This window comes from Pseudomonas sp. LBUM1663, from assembly GCF_059695905.1.
The window spans coordinates 178879-195336 of record NZ_CP166792.1; the positions used below are offsets into that span (position 1 = coordinate 178879).

Annotated in this window: 14 protein-coding genes and 1 tRNA gene; 11 read left to right on the forward strand and 4 right to left on the reverse strand. The window is 59.6% G+C overall.

The features are described 5' to 3' along the window. Positions 1–35: 35 nt before the first annotated feature. A complete protein-coding gene (locus ACA075_RS00805) occupies positions 36–1565 on the reverse strand; it encodes an FAD-dependent oxidoreductase (RefSeq protein ID WP_497296895.1) in 1530 nt (509 codons plus the stop codon). Positions 1566–1704: 139 nt separating this feature from the next. Here ACA075_RS00805 and ACA075_RS00810 point away from each other — a divergent pair, with 139 nt between their 5' ends. The 5 genes from ACA075_RS00810 (at position 1705) to ACA075_RS00830 (ending at position 5538) form a co-directional block, all read left to right on the forward strand. Then, the gene (locus tag ACA075_RS00810; protein WP_497296896.1) at positions 1705–2265 is read left to right on the forward strand and encodes a YbhB/YbcL family Raf kinase inhibitor-like protein; all 561 of its coding nucleotides are present in this window, start codon (positions 1705–1707) and stop codon (positions 2263–2265) included. Between the two features lie 88 nt (positions 2266–2353). Further along, positions 2354–4054, forward strand: coding sequence for a vWA domain-containing protein (locus ACA075_RS00815; protein WP_497296897.1), 1701 nt, complete (start codon positions 2354–2356; stop codon positions 4052–4054). Position 4055: 1 nt separating this feature from the next. Further along, positions 4056–4622 carry an RNA polymerase sigma factor gene (locus ACA075_RS00820; protein ID WP_497296898.1) on the forward strand — a complete coding sequence of 189 codons (567 nt, stop codon included), beginning with the start codon at positions 4056–4058 and terminating at the stop codon, positions 4620–4622. Continuing rightward, complete coding sequence (locus ACA075_RS00825) at positions 4619–5251, forward strand: hypothetical protein (protein WP_497296899.1); 633 nt, start codon at positions 4619–4621, stop codon at positions 5249–5251. Before ACA075_RS00820 ends, ACA075_RS00825 begins: the two co-directional genes overlap by 4 nt. Before the next feature lie 20 nt (positions 5252–5271). After that, complete coding sequence (locus tag ACA075_RS00830) at positions 5272–5538, forward strand: hypothetical protein (RefSeq protein ID WP_497296900.1); 267 nt, start codon at positions 5272–5274, stop codon at positions 5536–5538. Positions 5539–5687: 149 nt separating this feature from the next. Here the strand turns inward: ACA075_RS00830 and ACA075_RS00835 are convergent. Beyond that, positions 5688–5764: transfer RNA gene (locus tag ACA075_RS00835), tRNA-Arg, on the reverse strand. Positions 5765–6113: 349 nt separating this feature from the next. Between ACA075_RS00835 and gabD the strand changes: the two genes are divergently transcribed. The 3 genes from gabD (at position 6114) to ACA075_RS00850 (ending at position 10370) form a co-directional block, all read left to right on the forward strand. Continuing rightward, positions 6114–7556, forward strand: coding sequence for an NADP-dependent succinate-semialdehyde dehydrogenase (gabD, locus tag ACA075_RS00840; RefSeq protein WP_010464868.1), 1443 nt, complete (start codon positions 6114–6116; stop codon positions 7554–7556). A gap of 183 nt (positions 7557–7739) precedes the next feature. Beyond that, positions 7740–9017 carry a 4-aminobutyrate--2-oxoglutarate transaminase gene (gene gabT / locus ACA075_RS00845; RefSeq protein ID WP_497296902.1) on the forward strand — a complete coding sequence of 426 codons (1278 nt, stop codon included), beginning with the start codon at positions 7740–7742 and terminating at the stop codon, positions 9015–9017. 138 nt (positions 9018–9155) lie between these two features. Beyond that, complete coding sequence (locus ACA075_RS00850) at positions 9156–10370, forward strand: HDOD domain-containing protein (protein ID WP_497296904.1); 1215 nt, start codon at positions 9156–9158, stop codon at positions 10368–10370. A gap of 135 nt (positions 10371–10505) precedes the next feature. On the opposite strand, the gene ACA075_RS00855 is transcribed toward ACA075_RS00850, so the two are convergent. Further along, the gene (locus tag ACA075_RS00855) at positions 10506–11495 is read right to left on the reverse strand and encodes a GGDEF domain-containing protein (RefSeq protein WP_497296905.1); all 990 of its coding nucleotides are present in this window, start codon (positions 11493–11495) and stop codon (positions 10506–10508) included. Between the two features lie 272 nt (positions 11496–11767). Then, entirely contained in the window at positions 11768–12952 is a 1185-nt protein-coding gene (desA, locus tag ACA075_RS00860) for a delta-9 fatty acid desaturase DesA (protein WP_497296906.1), read from the reverse strand. Between the two features lie 145 nt (positions 12953–13097). Between desA and dibA the strand changes: the two genes are divergently transcribed. From dibA to ACA075_RS00875, 3 genes are all read left to right on the forward strand, one after another. Further along, entirely contained in the window at positions 13098–15017 is a 1920-nt protein-coding gene (gene dibA / locus ACA075_RS00865) for a phosphodiesterase DibA (RefSeq protein ID WP_497296907.1), read from the forward strand. 147 nt (positions 15018–15164) lie between these two features. Continuing rightward, positions 15165–15347, forward strand: coding sequence for a sulfur starvation response protein OscA (oscA, locus tag ACA075_RS00870; protein WP_219093160.1), 183 nt, complete (start codon positions 15165–15167; stop codon positions 15345–15347). A 72-nt stretch (positions 15348–15419) separates the two neighbouring features. Next, positions 15420–16433, forward strand: coding sequence for a sulfate ABC transporter substrate-binding protein (locus tag ACA075_RS00875; RefSeq protein WP_497296908.1), 1014 nt, complete (start codon positions 15420–15422; stop codon positions 16431–16433). The last annotated feature ends 25 nt before the right edge of the window (positions 16434–16458 follow it).

Here is a 16458-nt window from a genome sequence, read left to right on the forward strand (position 1 = left end):
AGAGGCCGGGCGTTTTGCTGTCGGGCGTTTAAAACCTAATCCACGACCCGAATCAACAGCCATGCCTCATCCACCGGCAGCGGTTGTTTCATTCGTTCAGCGAGCATCGCCATTGCTCGCTCTTTTTCGCAGGCAACTGCCGCCGCAACCACGCCGTTCTTGCTGAACAGGCCGATAAAGGGTGGATGGTCAGGGTCACCCTTGAACTCGACTTCGTCCCAGGCTTCGGCATGTCCGAGGTAGTCGTAGTTTTTGCCGAAATGCCAGGTCCAGAAATACGGTACGTCGAGATAGTGTTCGTCGCCGCCCAGCATGTTCGCCGCGGCGATCCGCGCCTGTTGCTGGGCCAGGCGCCAGTGCTCGATCCGTTGTGGCTGGCCGTTGAGCGGGAAGGTCGCGATATCACCCGCCGCCCAGAGCCCTTCGGCCACGCGCATGCCGCCGTCTGCCAGCAGTGAACGGTCTTTTTCCTTGGGCAGGTCGGCAAACGGTTCCGTTGCCGGGCTGACACCGATCCCGACCAACACCAGATCGGCTGGCAAACGTTGACCGTTGTTCAGTTTCACCGCGTCGACCTTGTCCGTGCCTTCGATCTGTGCGGCTTCGCCATCGGTATGAAACACCACGCCGTTGGCTTCATGCAGGGCGCGAATCGCCTTGCCGACCGCCTCGCCGAACTGCTTGGCAAACGGCACCGCGTGACGGGCCAGCACGGTGACCTCCAAACCGTATTGGCGCAGGGCCGACGCGGACTCCAGGGCAATGAAGCTGTCGCCGATGATCACCGCCCGTTGGCCGGGTTTTGCAGCGTTCAGAATCCGCGTCGCCTGATCCTTGGAGCGCAGCAAAAAGACTTGTGGCAAGTCGGCGCCGGGGAGCTTGAGGGAGTTGGGTTTGCCGCCGGTCGCGAGTAACGCAGCGTCATAGGTCAGTGACTGACCGTCGGCCAGGCGCAGTGTTTTGTTGGCCGTATCCAGGCTCGCCACTTCACCGTTTATTCGCTCGATGCGCTGCTCGCGGTAAAAGCTTTCCTCTCGTAGCGGCGGGATTTCTGCTGGTGGCATTTCCCCGGCAATCACGAATTTGCTCAGCACCGTGCGGTCGTAACCGGCATCGGCTTCACGGTCGATCAATACGACGCGGCCGCCGAAGCCTTTCTCGCGCAATGCCGCCGCCCCCGCCGTGCCGGCGGCACCGGCACCGACGATCACAAACGTGCGCTCATCATCGGCCGGCGGGGTGTGGGGATCCGATAGCGGCTGATCGTCGACCCAGACCTCGTCATCGCGCATTTCCAGGGGGTAACGCTTGAGACTGTCCAGAGACGGCGGTTCACACAACCCGCCATCCTCGATCCGATACGCGGCCTTGTGCCACGGGCAGATCAGGCGCCCATGACACAGCGCACCCTCGGCCAGCGGGGCCCCGGCGTGGGGGCATTCGCCTTGATAGGCGCGCAATTGATCGCCGACCCGTAGCAAAACAATCTTGGTGTCCGCGATCCGTACTTCCAGGCCTCGGTTTTCGGGCACATCGGTAAAACGGGCGACGCGGTGCAGGGCCATGATCACTCTCCAGGCGGGCGTTTCACTTAAGAGTTTGGCGCGTAACCCGAGGTTCAGCCAATTCCCACTGCCACCGCACCAACGGTACGGCTATAGTTCGCAGGCCGACGAAGGCCCCATCCGCACAAGGTGCTTTGGAATGACCCGATTGACCTCTCTGAACCCTTGGCTGGCGGCCGTTGCAGTCGCCTTTTGCGTGCAATTTCCGGCGCAGGCCCAGGAGCGCTTTACCCTGAATATCCCGGGTGTTACGGATGACCGACTGTTCACCTCGGCCGCCGCCAGCGATGCCCCGGGTTGCGGCGGACACAATGCGTCACCGGCGCTGAACTGGAACGCTGGCCCGGCGGGCACTTTGAGCTACGCCATCGTCATGCACGATCCCGACGGCCAGAAAGGCCAGGGCGTCGATCACTGGGTGCATTACGGCATCAAAGCCACGACGCACCAGATTGCGGCGGGTGTTGGCGCAAAATCCGCCCTTGAAGGCGTCGGCGGCACCAACAGCAAAGGCACCACCGGTTACGTCGGTCCTTGCCCGCCCGTTGGCGACAGTGCGCATCACTACATTATTCAACTGTACGCCCTGGACTTCGCTCCGGACTCCTTGCCCGCCGGCCTGACGCGTGCGCAGCTGCTGGAGAAAATCAAAGGCCATGTGCTGAAAAACAGCAGCGTGGTACGGCGTTATCACCGCTGAGATTTATTTCTTGGCCGGGTTAACCCGAACCTGAACGGGGGCTCGTCTCAGAGGATGAATGGATCAATTTCCTCCTGAGGTCAGCCCCATGTCCCTCCCTCTGCATTTCCTCCGCCCGGCCGCCCAGGGTTTCACCGTCGGGTTGCTGCTGGCCGTTGCCGGTTGCGGCGTTTCCTCTAAACCTGAGTCCGCCGCTGTGTCGCCCCCGGCTCAAGGTGCAATGAAGACTGAAGCGTTGGTGCGCAGCGAGTCCGTTGCGGCGGATGCCACGATGGTCAAACGCAGCGCACGGCCGGCCCCCATGGCGGGCTTTGCGCCTGAGATGGCTGCGCCGGGTTATCGGGATGAGCAGCGCGAGCAATATCAGGCTCTGGCGGATAACCCGATTCACAGCGTGGCCGAGGCGCCGGTTTCGACCTTCAGTGCCGACGTCGATACCGGCGCTTACGCCAATGTCCGGCGCTTGCTGAATCAGGGACGCCTGCCCCCCGAAGGCGCGGTGCGCCTGGAAGAAATGGTCAATTACTTCCCCTACGACTACGCGCTGCCCACAGACGGCTCGCCGTTCGGCGTGACCACTGAACTGGCGCCATCGCCGTGGAATCCGCATACCCGTCTGCTGCGCATCGGCATCAAGGCCTCGGACCGTGCAGTCGCGGAACTGGCCCCGGCCAACCTGGTGTTTCTGGTAGACGTATCCGGCTCGATGGACCGTCGCGAAGGTTTGCCGCTGGTCAAAAGCACCCTGAAATTGTTGGTCGATCAACTGCGCGAGCAGGATCGGGTGTCGCTGGTGGTCTATGCCGGCGATTCGCGTGTGGTTCTTGAGCCAACTTCCGGACGCGAGAAAGCGAAGATTCGTACAGCGATTGATCAATTGACTGCCGGTGGCTCGACGGCGGGTGCCTCGGGCATCGAACTGGCCTATCAGATGGCGCAACAGGCCTTCATCCCCAAAGGCATCAACCGCATCCTGCTGGCCACGGACGGTGACTTCAACGTCGGCATCAGCGACTTCGACAGCCTCAAGCAAATGGCTGTGGATAAACGCAAGACCGGCGTTTCCCTGACCACCTTGGGTTTTGGTGTGGATAACTACAATGAACACCTGATGGAACAACTGGCCGACGCGGGCGATGGCAACTACGCCTACATCGACAACCTGCGCGAGGCGCGCAAGGTGTTGGTGGATCAGCTCGGTTCGACCCTCGCGGTGGTGGCGAAGAACGTGAAGCTGCAAGTGGAGTTCAACCCGGCGCAGGTCAGCGAATATCGGCTGCTGGGGTATGAGAATCGGGCGTTGAAACGTGAGGATTTCAGCAATGACAAAGTCGACGCCGGAGAAATCGGTGCAGGACACACAGTGACGGCGTTGTACGAAATCGTGCCCAAGGGCGAGAAGGGCTGGTTGGAGCCGTTGCGGTACGGCCAGTCTGGGTCGGTCGCTTCCGGTACAACCGGAGAATTGGCGATGCTGCGTGTGCGTTATCAGCTGCCGGAAGGTGGGAAAAGTCGCTTGATCGAACGGCCGATCGCAGGTGGTTCGGAAAGCAAGGCCAGTGACGACCTGCGATTTGCAGCGGCCGTGGCAGCGTTTTCCCAGCAGCTCAAGGACGGGCGTTACACCGGTGATTTCAGCCTGAAGGACACCGAAGCCTTGGCTCGCGGTGCCCGGGGCGATGATCGATTCGGTCTGCGTGCAGAGTTCGTGCAATTGGTGGAGTTGGCGCAGAGCCTGCGGACCACGACCGCCTCCAACAGTGAGCCGCTTAAAGGAGGCTACAACTGACATGTCAGCGCTTGAACCGAGCGACGAATCACTGCTGGCCCGGTATCGCGCAGGCGACGGGCCAGCGTTTGAGATTTTATACGCCCGTCATCGCCAGGGCCTCTACCGGTTCCTCTTCAGTTTGAGCGGCAAGCCCGAACTGGCCGAAGAGGTTTACCAGGACACCTGGCTGAGCCTCATCCGTAGCACCAGTCAGCCACAAGGCCGGGCGAATTTCCGTACCTGGCTCTATCAGATTGCCCGCAACCGATTGATCGATCACTGGCGCAAACATGGCATTCACAACCCTTTGCACGACAGCTACGACGAACAGACCCACGCCGTGATTGATGAGGCGACCGATCCCGAGCAACTGCTGAGCCTGAGCCGCGATAGCCAACGCCTCGAAACCGCGTTGCAAGACCTGCCGGCCGACCAGCGCGAAGTGTTCCTGCTCCGCGCCCATGGCGATCTCGACCTGCCGCAGATCGCCGCCCTCACCGAAACACCCCTGGAAACCGTCAAGAGTCGCATGCGCTACGCCCAGCAAAAACTGCGTCGGCTGCTGGCCGAGGAGGTACTGACATGACTGACGCCCGCAAAACACCAGAAGACGATGTGGTGAAGCATTTTCGTGAACACGCGGCGGGTGAACCACCGGCTCATCTGGATGCATTCATCCTGGCCACCGCACTCCGTGAAACGCCTGCTCACAAACCGAACCTGTGGCAACGCTGGGTCCAGGCCTGCCAGAAGCCTCGTTGGCAAGTCGCGTTCGCCAGCCTCGTTGGTGTGGCGCTGATGCTGGCGCTGGTGCAACGTACGCCTGAGCAAGTGCCCACCTACGATTCCACCCCGGCGCCCAAAACTTCGTCTTTTGCAGCCAAGAAAGAAGCCGCAGAAGCACCTGCATCAGTTGCCCGCTCCCTGGCGGCCCCGGCCGGCGCGATGTCCGCGCCTGCGCCTGTCGCGCCAATGGCCGACTTTGCCGCACCGGCGCAGAGCGAATCGATCAGCGCTGACAGGGCGGAAGAAGCAAAGGTGAGCAAGCGCCCGGCGGCAGCTCCGGCGAAGTTTATCGACGACCAATTACGTGAGGTCATTCGCCTGCAAAATGCCGGTCAAACCAAAGCAGCTGATGAGCTGATGGCGACCTTGCACAAACGCTTTCCCAAGGAAAACCTCACCGTGAAACTCAAGGAATTGCGGGGAAACTGATCGGCAGGGCGGTCAGCCATTTGGCAACGAGCCCCGAAAGCGCGCACTATCGGCCTATAGCCGATGCGTTGGAGGATGCCGTGGCAAAAAAAATCGACCGCATCGCCCAAATGCTCAACTGCCCGGAAAAGGGCGAGGAATTGCGGCGTGCTGTGACTGAGAGTCGTAAGGAGTTTCTGCTGGCGAAGCAGGCAGAGGAAGCGCTGGAGGAAGACGTCCTTGATGAGGAAGAGGTTGAGGACGAAGAGGATGATGAATACGACGAATTTGATTGGACGACTGAATGAAACAACCGCTTAGGCGGTTGTTGACCGGTGCAGTAGTTCGGTTAAACCGAACAACTGAATCTGTACTCAGTACGCCTTGGTCAGAGCGAACCAGCACCCACAAAAAAGCCCCAGACCCTACGGCCTGAGGCTTTCTCGTTTCTACTATATGGTGCACCAGGCGGGATTCGAACCCACGACCCCTGCCTTCGGAGGGCAGTACTCTATCCAGCTGAGCTACTGGTGCAAGCGGGCGCCATGATACTCATATGCACTGCGGGCGTCCATGCTGCTGAATCGACTGCGGTTTTAGCAACCGTAACAACCGTTTGCTACGTTGATCAGAAAAAATAGGCAAATGCGCCGTTTTCGTTCTTTTTTTCGAACGCCCTATTGTCCTTTCCCGGCATTGATCCTAGGATTCGTTCGAGATTTCAAACGCTCTTGTCTGGGTGCTGAACCGCACGAGTTTCGAACAGTGCGCTATTTATGTGCTTCAGCCCGGTGAATGATTTCCCTGACGGCAGCCTACAAGGCGCCTTTCTACAATCATAATTCGCTCCGCGCTGGCCGCGGTGCTGTTAAGGAAAGCCGACATGCAGCTTAAAGACACCCAGTTGTTCCGCCAGCAAGCCTTTATCGATGGCGCTTGGGTTGATGCGGACAATGGTCTGACGATCAAGGTCAACAACCCGGCAACGGGCGAAATTCTGGGCACTGTGCCGAAAATGGGCGCTGCCGAAACCCGCCGTGCAATCGAAGCCGCTGACAAAGCGCTGCCGGCCTGGCGTGCACTGACCGCCAAGGACCGCGCGAACAAGCTGCGTCGCTGGTTCGAGCTGATCATCGAAAACCAGGACGACCTCGCTCGCCTGATGACCCTGGAACAAGGCAAGCCATTGGCCGAAGCCAAGGGCGAAATCGTTTACGCCGCTTCCTTTATCGAGTGGTTCGCCGAAGAAGCCAAGCGCATCTACGGTGACGTGATTCCGGGCCACCAGCCAGACAAGCGCCTGATCGTGATCAAGCAGCCTATCGGCGTGACCGCTGCCATCACCCCGTGGAACTTCCCGGCCGCGATGATCACCCGTAAAGCCGGCCCGGCCTTGGCCGCCGGTTGCACCATGGTGCTCAAGCCTGCGTCGCAAACTCCTTTTTCCGCATTCGCGTTGGCTGAACTGGCTCAGCGTGCCGGCATCCCTGCCGGTGTGTTCAGCGTGGTGACCGGCAGCGCCGGCGACATCGGCAGCGAGCTGACCAGCAACCCGATCGTGCGTAAATTGTCTTTCACTGGCTCGACCGAAATCGGTCGTCAGTTGATGGCTGAATGCGCCAAGGACATCAAGAAAGTGTCCCTGGAACTGGGCGGCAACGCGCCGTTCATCGTGTTCGACGACGCGGACCTGGATAAGGCCGTGGAAGGCGCGATCATTTCCAAGTACCGCAACAACGGCCAGACCTGCGTATGCGCCAACCGTCTGTACATCCAGGATTCGGTCTACGACGCGTTCGCCGAGAAGTTGAAAGTGGCTGTGGCCAAACTCAAGATCGGTAACGGTCTGGAAGAAGGCACCACCACTGGCCCGCTGATCGACGAAAAAGCCGTGGCCAAGGTTCAAGAGCATATTGCTGACGCGATCAGCAAAGGCGCAACCGTTCTGGCGGGTGGCAAGGTCATGGAAGGCAACTTCTTCGAGCCGACCATCCTGACCAACGTGCCGAAGAACGCTGCCGTGGCCAAGGAAGAAACCTTCGGTCCATTGGCGCCTCTGTTCCGCTTCAAAGACGAAGCCGAAGTGATCGCGATGTCCAACGACACCGAGTTCGGCCTGGCCTCGTACTTCTATGCTCGCGACCTGGGTCGTGTGTTCCGTGTGGCCGAAGCCCTGGAATACGGCATGGTCGGCGTCAACACCGGGTTGATCTCCAACGAAGTCGCGCCGTTCGGCGGCATCAAGGCGTCGGGCCTGGGCCGTGAAGGCTCCAAGTACGGCATCGAAGATTACCTGGAAATCAAATACCTCTGCCTGGGCATCTAAGCCCGGCTAGGCATTGTTTCAAGCGGAAAGGGCACGAGAGCGCTGTCCCTTTCTGCGCTTCAAACGGAATTTTCTCTGTGGCCGGGAAAGCTGTGGCAGTCGATCATCGCATGCTGCCGTAGTTGCCTCCCCGCTGCATTTTCCTTGAACCACGCCGCCCGATGAGCGGTGAATGAGGACTTTATGAGCAAGACTAACGCATCCCTGATGAAACGCCGCGAAGCCGCTGTACCACGCGGTGTTGGCCAGATTCACCCGATCTTCGCCGAGTCCGCGAAGAACGCCACCGTGACCGACGTTGAAGGTCGTGAGTTCATCGACTTCGCCGGCGGTATCGCCGTACTGAACACCGGTCACGTACACCCGAAAATCATCGCCGCCGTGACCGAGCAGCTGAACAAGCTGACTCACACCTGCTTCCAGGTGCTGGCCTACGAACCCTACGTAGAACTGTGCGAAAAAATCAACGCCAAGGTGCCAGGTGATTTCGCCAAGAAAACCCTGCTGGTGACCACCGGTTCCGAAGCGGTAGAAAACGCCGTGAAAATCGCACGAGCCGCCACTGGCCGCGCCGGCGTGATCGCGTTCACCGGTGCTTACCACGGTCGCACCATGATGACTTTGGGCCTGACCGGTAAAGTCGTGCCTTACTCGGCCGGCATGGGCCTGATGCCAGGCGGCATCTTCCGCGCGCTGTACCCGAACGAACTGCACGGTGTGAGCGTCGACGACTCGATCGCCAGCATCGAACGTATCTTCAAGAACGACGCCGAGCCGCGTGACATCGCAGCCATCATCATCGAGCCGGTTCAGGGCGAAGGCGGTTTCTACGTCGCGCCTAAAGAGTTCATGAAGCGTCTGCGTGCCCTGTGCGACCAGCACGGCATCCTGCTGATCGCCGACGAAGTACAGACTGGCGCTGGCCGTACCGGCACCTTCTTCGCCATGGAACAGATGGGCGTTTCTGCCGACCTGACCACTTTCGCCAAATCCATCGCTGGCGGCTTCCCGTTGGCCGGTGTGTGCGGCAAGGCCGAATACATGGACGCCATTGCTCCAGGCGGCCTGGGCGGCACCTACGCCGGTAGCCCGATTGCGTGCGCCGCGGCCCTGGCCGTGATGGAAGTGTTCGAAGAAGAGCACCTGCTGGACCGTTGCAAGGCAGTCGGCGAGCGTCTGGTGACTGGCCTCAAGGCCATCCAGGCCAAATACCCGGTGATCGGTGAAGTCCGTGCCTTGGGCGCGATGATCGCGGTCGAGCTGTTCGTCGACGGTGACAGCCACAAGCCGAACGCTGCCGCGGTGGCATCGGTGGTGGCCAAGGCTCGCGACAAGGGTCTGATCCTGCTGTCCTGCGGCACTTATGGCAACGTTCTGCGCGTTCTGGTACCGCTGACCTCGCCGGATGAGCAATTGGACCAAGGTCTGGCAATCATCGAAGAGTGCTTCTCGGAACTCTGATCTAAAATGCTCACATGAGTGTGTGAGCTGATCGACAAAAAACCCGCTTCGGCGGGTTTTTTTGTACCCGAGACAAACTGCACCGTCCCGAATGCCCCGCATTGACTAAGGTACAAGCATCGCAAAGGGAGTATGCAGATGACCGCTGTGGTTTTACCTGCTGTACCGCGTGTGTTGATTGCCGAGCCTGACCCTTGGTCTCGTGACCTGATCAAACAAGTGTTGTTGAGCGTGCGCTGCGACGCACGACTTGATCTGTGTGCCGACGGTCAGGAAGCGTTGCGGCTGTTGGCGGAAAATCCTTACGACTTGGTGATCGTCGACTGGGAGCTGCCCGGTGTCGATGGCCTGAATGTCTTGCGCAACGTCCGCCAGCGCAAACGCAATCCGCCGCTGCCCTTCATTTTGATGAGCAGCCGTAACGACAGCGCCAGTGTGCGCGAAGCCTTGCCCCTGGCGCCCACGGCGTACCTGACCAAACCCCTGAACATGGAAAGCCTGACCCAGCGTCTGCAGGATCTGCTGCTGAACGCCGGTGAAGAGGTTTTCTGTGAAATGCCGACACTGGCGGCCGGCATGACTTTGTCGGTGTATCTGGAGCGCCGTCGCGAACTGGCGGAGGGGGCGCCGCTGATGGCCGATGTGCAGGTGGCGGTCAAAGCCAGCCTGAACACCCGCGGACTTGACCTGGTGCGGCTGGAAGAGGAAATCCGCACCGACCCGCACATCACCGCCGTGCTGATCGCGGCGTCTAACAGCGCAGCGCTGCACGTTGGCGATGCGGTCCAGACCTTGTCTCAGGCGCTGCGCCGCTTGGGTTCCGCGCAAAGCATGAACCTGATCCTGGGGTTGGCGCTCAAGCGTAGTGCCCGGCTCAGCGATCCGTTCCTGGCGGACTATGCCGAGCGCTTCTGGGACTTGTCGCTGCACACCGCCGAATACGCGCGCACGCTGGCACGGTTGCTGGATCTGAATCAGGAGCGCTGTTATTGCGCGGGCATGCTGCATTGCCTCGGCGACCTTGCGTTGCTGCTGTGTTTGCAGGAATGGAAGCAGGCCGGTGGCGAGCTGGATGAACGGGAGGAGGTGGGTAATGCCTTGGCCGAGTTCGGCGCAGCCTACGGTTCAGCACTGCGAACTCGCTGGCGGCTGCCGCTGGAGTTGCGGGAGCTGATTGCAGCGGCGTACCAGCTCGGTGGCGGGGTTTACTCTCGCGAAGCGCTGGTGATGAACATGGCCGCGCAACTGGCGCGCCTGACCGAGCATGAAGGCATTGAGGAATTGGCCAAAAGCCGGACTGCGCGGTTGCTCAAGATCGGTTTGCCGGAATTGATGCGGCTGCGCAAAAAGTAAACTTCACACAAAAACCTGTGGGAGCGAGCTTGCTCGCGATAGCGGTGTATCAGCCAGCGTAGAGGTTGACTGATACACCGCTATCGCGAGCAGGCTCGCTCCCACAGGGGTTTTGTGTTGGATTTGGGTTTGGGATCAGCCGGAAATGATGCGGTTTTTGCCTTGGCGCTTGGCCTCGTACATCGCGGCATCCGCGCGGGCGAACACGCTGTCGAGGGAATCGTCCTCCGCAATCAGGCTAGTCAAGCCCTGGCTGACGGTGATGCCGAACGTCTGGTCTTCATGGCTGAAGCTCAATTGCTGAATCTGCCGTTGCAGGCGCTCGGCGACTTGCATGGCCATATCGGGTGCGCAGCCCGGGAACACCGCTGCGAATTCCTCACCCCCGATCCGCCCGAATACATCTCCCCGGCGTAATGCGGCACGACCGCTTTCGGCGATTCGTTGCAGTACGTTGTCGCCCGCTTGATGACCGTAGGTGTCGTTGACCACTTTGAAATCATCGATGTCCAGTAACAGGAACGCCATTGGTGCACCTTGCTTGCGCGACTGAGCAAACTCGCGCTGGGCGCATTCAAAGAAGTGTCGGCGATTGCTGCTTTGCGTCAGCACGTCGGTGGTCGCCAGGCGCTGCAGCTCGGCCTCCATTCGTTTCTTTTCGGTGATGTCTTCGGCAATGCCGACGATGATCACCGGTTGGCCCGGCTCGGCCTGGCGGTTGATGAAGCATTTGTCGCTGAGCCAGCGCACCTGGCCATCGGCGGCGATGATGCGGTATTCGCGGTCTTCAACGGCGCCTTTGACCAGTACTTCGGCCAGGCTCCGCTCGGCGTAGTCGAGGTCGTCGGGGTAAATGCTGTCGCGCCATTCGTTGTAGTCGGACAGCAAACTGCCGGCGGAACGGCCAAAAATCCGGTCATAGGCCGGGCTGACGTAGAGCACCTGACGCGTTTCCCAATTGAAGGCCCAAAGCACCGCGTTGACGCTCACCAGCAGGGAGCTGAACAGTTGTTCGCGTTCGCTCAGGCGCGCGACTTCGCTCTGGGCGTGCATCAGCGCCATCAGGGTTTGAGCGGTGTCGGGCGATTGAGCGAAGGATGCGTCTTGCAGGTTTTTTGGGACCATCGGGACAACTCTCAAAGGCGTGCGCCGCTTGAGGTTCAGAAGCGGCAACAACGAAGCCCGCCGGGGTGTGGCGAAGTGTCTTTGAGATAGGGGATTTGGAGATTGGTTCCCGCCCTTCGTGGCGAGGGAGCTTGCTCCCGCCGGGCGGTATCTGAGACGCGCTTTTTCAGTTAAAACGCGTCGTCAGATTTTGCGACGACTTCGTCGCCGAACGGGGCAAGCCCCCTCGCCACAGGCATGCCTCTTTCCAGAGGCAAGCTTGTGACGCCAGGTCAGACAGCGGCTGGGCGCAGGGAGTAGGTTTTCAGCTGGTCGGCGAAGTCGCGCAGGGATTGAATCCCGCTGGCTTCCGCTTCGTGTACCCAATCCTTGATGGCAGCCAGCATGTCGTGACCATTTGAGCTGGTCTTGACCCAGATCTGCTGCAAGGCCAGGCGTTTCTCGTAAATTACCTTCAGCGCCTGGCTGTGCTCGAGCATGGTCTGGATGCGCAGGTGGTGATTGTCGTCCAGCAGGCTGGTTTCCCGCGAAAGCAGACGCTTGGCGCGGTGGAACTGGTGACGGACCGAGTGATCGACCTTTTCCAGCTCTTGCTTGACCAGTGGCGCGATTACCAATTTGCGGTATTGGGCCATGATCTGGAAGCGGTTGTTGAGGATCGCCATGGCGGTGTCCATGTCCAGGCTGCCTTTGCCTTCGACGCGGTGGGCGATCGGTGCAACCCGCTGGACCTTGGCCAGGCGGAAGAAACTGAAGACCTGGATCCAGGCCCAACCGAGGTCGAACTCCCACTTCTTCACCGACAATTTTGCCGAGTTAGGGTAGGTGTGATGATTGTTATGCAGTTCTTCGCCGCCGATCAGGATGCCCCAAGGCACCAGGTTGGTCGCCGCGTCGCGGCATTCGAAGTTGCGGTAACCGATGGCATGGCCCAGGCCATTGACCACGCCGGCGGCCCACACCGGGATCCACATCATCTGGATGGCCCAGATGGTGATGCCGATGGTGCCGAACAGCAGCAGGTCGATGACGCCCATGATCGCCACGCCCAGCAGCGGGAAACGGCTGTAGAGGTTGCGCTCGATCCAGTCTTCAGGGCAGTTCTTGCCGTAGATTCGCAGGGTCTCCGGGTTTTCCGCTTCGGCGCGGTACAGCTCGGCTCCTTTGCGCAGAACGGTGGACAGGCCCTTGATGACCGGGCTGTGCGGGTCATCGACGGTTTCGCATTTGGCGTGATGCTTGCGGTGGATAGCGGTCCACTCGCGGGTGTTCTGCGCCGTGGTCAGCCACAGCCAGAAGCGGAAGAAATGTTTCAGGCCAGCATTGAGCTCTAGCGAGCGATGGGCTGAATAACGGTGCAGATAGACCGTGACGCCGACGATCGTCACGTGGGTCATCAGCAGGGTGACTGCCACCAGTGACCAGGGCGACAAGCCGAGAAAACCTTCGTACCACATAGGCTATAGGGCCCTCGATAAATAAAAAACAGCCGTTGCATTATCACTAAGCCCACAGATAAAACCAGTCACCCTTTCAGATAAGAGTGGCTGAATGTTTCTTTAACCTATAATCCCATCCTTTTTGCAGGGACAAGGACGGCCAATGTCTGCCACCTATCGCGACGCGTTGAGTGCAGCGCTTCTTTATCTGTTGCTTTCCATGGTCTGGCTGCAGCTCAGCGGCTATTTATTAAACAGTTTCTTCGATAGCTCAGACGAACTGGTGCGTTGGCAACTGATCAACGGTTATGCCTGGGTCCTGCTGAGCGCCGGGTTGATTTTCATCGCCCGAGCGCGATTGTTCCGTTGCCTGGGGATCGGCAATACATTGCGTGAGCGTCAAGACGACCGCGAGCGTTTGAGTCAGGCGGCGGCGGTGTTCGATTGCACGCGTGAAGGTGTGTTGGTCACCGACAGCAACGGGTTGATCGTCCACGTTAACCGGGCGTTCATGGAGATCACCGGTTACTCGCAAGCGGAAGTGTTGGGGCAGCGACCGAGCCTGTTCAAGTCGGGCCATCACCCCGCGGATTTTTACCAGACGATGTTCGCGACACTCAAGAGCCTCGGCGAGTGGAACGGGGAAATCTGGAACCGCCGGAAAAGCGGCGAGATCTACCCGCAATGGCAGACGATCCGCGTCATTCACGACGACCGGGGCCAGCTCAGCCACTACGTCGCGGTGTTTTCCGACATTAGCGCAATCAAGAACTCCGAACATGAACTCAAGCGCCTGACTCATCACGACCCGTTGACGGACCTGCCTAACCGCTTGCTGTTCACCGACCGGACCGAGCAGGCACTGGCTTCGGCGCAACTCCACAAGCGTGGCTGTGCGTTACTGATGATCGATCTGGATCATTTCAAGATGATCAACGACAGCCTCGGGCACACGATCGGTGACGAACTGCTCAAAGCCGTGGCCGAACGAATGCAGGCCATGCTCGGCCCGGAGCTTACGTTGGCGCGACTGGGTGGCGATGAGTTCGCGGTGCTCGCCGAAAGCTGTCCGCAATTGATGCAGGCGGCGGCACTGGCGCAGCGGATCATTGAGGGCCTCAAAGAGCCGTTCCTGATCGGCGGGCATCAACTGTTCATCAATACCAGCATCGGTATCAGCCTGTTCCCCGGCGATGCCTTGAGCGCCGAACAGCTATTGCGCAACGCTGACTCGGCGCTGTTCAAGGCCAAAAGCACCGGTCGAGATGGCTACGCCCTGTATACCGAAGAACTGACCGCCCATGCCCAGAACCGGGTCGAGACGGCTGTTGAACTGCGCCGAGCGCTGGAGCAGCAGGAACTGCGCGTTTACTACCAGCCGGTTCACGACCTCAGGCCCCGTCGCTTGTTGGGCGCCGAGGCGCTGGTGCGCTGGGAGCATCCGCAACGTGGGCTGGTGCCGCCGGCAGAATTCATCCCCATCGCCGAACGCACCGGATTGATCGCGGAAATCGATGCCTTGGTGATGCGCCAGGCTTGTCAGCAAATGTGCTCGTGGCAGCAGGCTGGTGTGGCGTTATCGTTTATCGCAGTGAACGTCTCGTCTCGACTGTTCGCTCGCCGTGAGCTCTTTCAGCAAGTGGCGAAAGTGCTTCACGAAACCGGGCTCGATCCAGCGTTTCTGGAGCTGGAAGTCACCGAGAGCGCGGTAATGGAAGACCCGGAAGTGGCCTTGGAGCAGATGCATCGACTGCGCGAGTTGGGTGTACGGCTGGCCATCGATGATTTCGGCACCGGCTATTCGTCGCTGCTGCGGCTCAAGCGTTTGCCGGTGCAGAAGCTCAAGATCGATCAGGGCTTTGTTGCGGGATTGCCGTGGGATGAGGACGACGCGGCGATCGTGCGGGTGATTATCGCGTTGGCGCGCAGCATGGGGATGCAGGTGCACGCCGAAGGAATCGAGCAGGTCGAGCAGGCGCGTTTTCTGCTCGAACACGACTGCGATCTGGGGCAGGGCTACTGGTTTGGGCGACCGGTCCCGGCCGAGCAATTGGATTGGAAGCACACGCCGGAAATCAGGTAAGCCCGCGCCCCGTCAAATAATTTTATTTGGTTATATAAACATTCTTAAATAGTCTTTTTAAGAATATCCGCGCGTCTCTACTATTGCTCTCACGCCGCAAGCAGTGCCGCCACTGCCAGGCAACCTCTCAGTTGAAGGAGCAGCACCATGAGCGCATCCCTACGTAGCGTTGACGGTCAAGACGAAGCCACCATCTTGCGTGAGATCCAGAGCGCACTGCGCGACCTGCGTTTTGGCGCAGTCGAAATTACCGTGCACAACGCTCAGGTGGTCCAGATCGAACGCAAAGAAAAATTCCGTTTGCAGAACCCGAGCACCAAACCGAGCTAAACAAACCGGCAACCCGCGTCCAGCACACCATAAAAAAAAGCCAACACACCAAGAATTCCAGGAGCTTTCACCATGTCGTCGATTCGTCATTTCGCTTTGGCCGCCCTGGCCAGTGCCCTTTTTGCTGGTTCCGCGGTTGCCAAGGATTACGAGTTGCTCAACGTGTCGTATGACCCGACTCGCGAGCTGTATCAGGATTACAACGCCGAGTTCGTCAACTTCTGGAAGAAGGACCACGCTGGCGATAACGTGAAAATCCAGCAGTCCCACGGTGGTTCCGGCAAACAAGGCCGGGCCGTGATCGATGGTCTGCGCGCCGACGTAGTAACCCTGGCCCTGGCCGGTGACATCGACGAAATCGCCAAGCTCGGCAAGACCCTGCCGGCCGACTGGCAGAAGCGTCTTCCCGAGGCGAGTACCCCTTACACCTCGACCATCGTGTTCCTGGTGCGCAAGGGCAACCCTAAAGGCATCAAGGATTGGGGCGATCTGGTCAAAAACGATGTGTCGGTCATCACCCCAAACCCGAAAACCTCCGGCGGTGCGCGCTGGAACTTCCTCGCGGCCTGGGCTTATGGCCTGAAAGCCAACGGCGGTAACGAAGCCAAAGCCAAGGAATACGTGCAGACCCTGTTCAAACACGTTCCGGTTCTGGACACCGGTGCTCGCGGCTCGACCATCACCTTCGTCAACAACGGTCAGGGTGATGTGTTGCTGGCCTGGGAAAACGAAGCATTCCTGGCGTTGAAAGAAGACGGCGGCGCGGACAAGTTCGAAATCGTCGTGCCTTCGTTGTCGATTCTTGCTGAGCCACCGGTGGCAGTGGTCGACAAAAACGCCGAGAAAAAGGGCAACACCGAGATCGCCGAGGCGTACCTCAAGCACCTGTACAGCCCGGCCGGCCAGGAAATTGCGGCGAAAAACTTCTATCGTCCACGTGACAAGGATGTGGCCGCCAAGTACAGCAAGCAGTTCCCGACCCTGGACCTGGTGACCATCGACAAGGACTTCGGCGGCTGGAAAACCGCTCAACCGAAATTCTTCAATGATGGCGGTGTGTTCGACCAGATCTATCAGGCGCAGTAATTTTAAATAGCCATCAACGAGCCCC

Excerpts from the sequence above, each read along its gene's own strand:
- ACA075_RS00805 (WP_497296895.1), bottom strand. The coding sequence starts at position 1,565 with ATGGCCCTGCACCGCGTCGCCCGTTTTACCGATGTGCCCGAAAACCGA.
- ACA075_RS00810 (WP_497296896.1), top strand. The coding sequence starts at position 1,705 with ATGACCCGATTGACCTCTCTGAACCCTTGGCTGGCGGCCGTTGCAGTC.
- ACA075_RS00815 (WP_497296897.1), top strand. The coding sequence starts at position 2,354 with ATGTCCCTCCCTCTGCATTTCCTCCGCCCGGCCGCCCAGGGTTTCACC.
- ACA075_RS00820 (WP_497296898.1), top strand. The coding sequence starts at position 4,056 with ATGTCAGCGCTTGAACCGAGCGACGAATCACTGCTGGCCCGGTATCGC.
- ACA075_RS00825 (WP_497296899.1), top strand. The coding sequence starts at position 4,619 with ATGACTGACGCCCGCAAAACACCAGAAGACGATGTGGTGAAGCATTTT.
- gabD (WP_010464868.1), top strand. The coding sequence starts at position 6,114 with ATGCAGCTTAAAGACACCCAGTTGTTCCGCCAGCAAGCCTTTATCGAT.
- gabT (WP_497296902.1), top strand. The coding sequence starts at position 7,740 with ATGAGCAAGACTAACGCATCCCTGATGAAACGCCGCGAAGCCGCTGTA.
- ACA075_RS00850 (WP_497296904.1), top strand. The coding sequence starts at position 9,156 with ATGACCGCTGTGGTTTTACCTGCTGTACCGCGTGTGTTGATTGCCGAG.
- ACA075_RS00855 (WP_497296905.1), bottom strand. The coding sequence starts at position 11,495 with ATGGTCCCAAAAAACCTGCAAGACGCATCCTTCGCTCAATCGCCCGAC.
- desA (WP_497296906.1), bottom strand. The coding sequence starts at position 12,952 with ATGTGGTACGAAGGTTTTCTCGGCTTGTCGCCCTGGTCACTGGTGGCA.
- dibA (WP_497296907.1), top strand. The coding sequence starts at position 13,098 with ATGTCTGCCACCTATCGCGACGCGTTGAGTGCAGCGCTTCTTTATCTG.
- oscA (WP_219093160.1), top strand. The coding sequence starts at position 15,165 with ATGAGCGCATCCCTACGTAGCGTTGACGGTCAAGACGAAGCCACCATC.
- ACA075_RS00875 (WP_497296908.1), top strand. The coding sequence starts at position 15,420 with ATGTCGTCGATTCGTCATTTCGCTTTGGCCGCCCTGGCCAGTGCCCTT.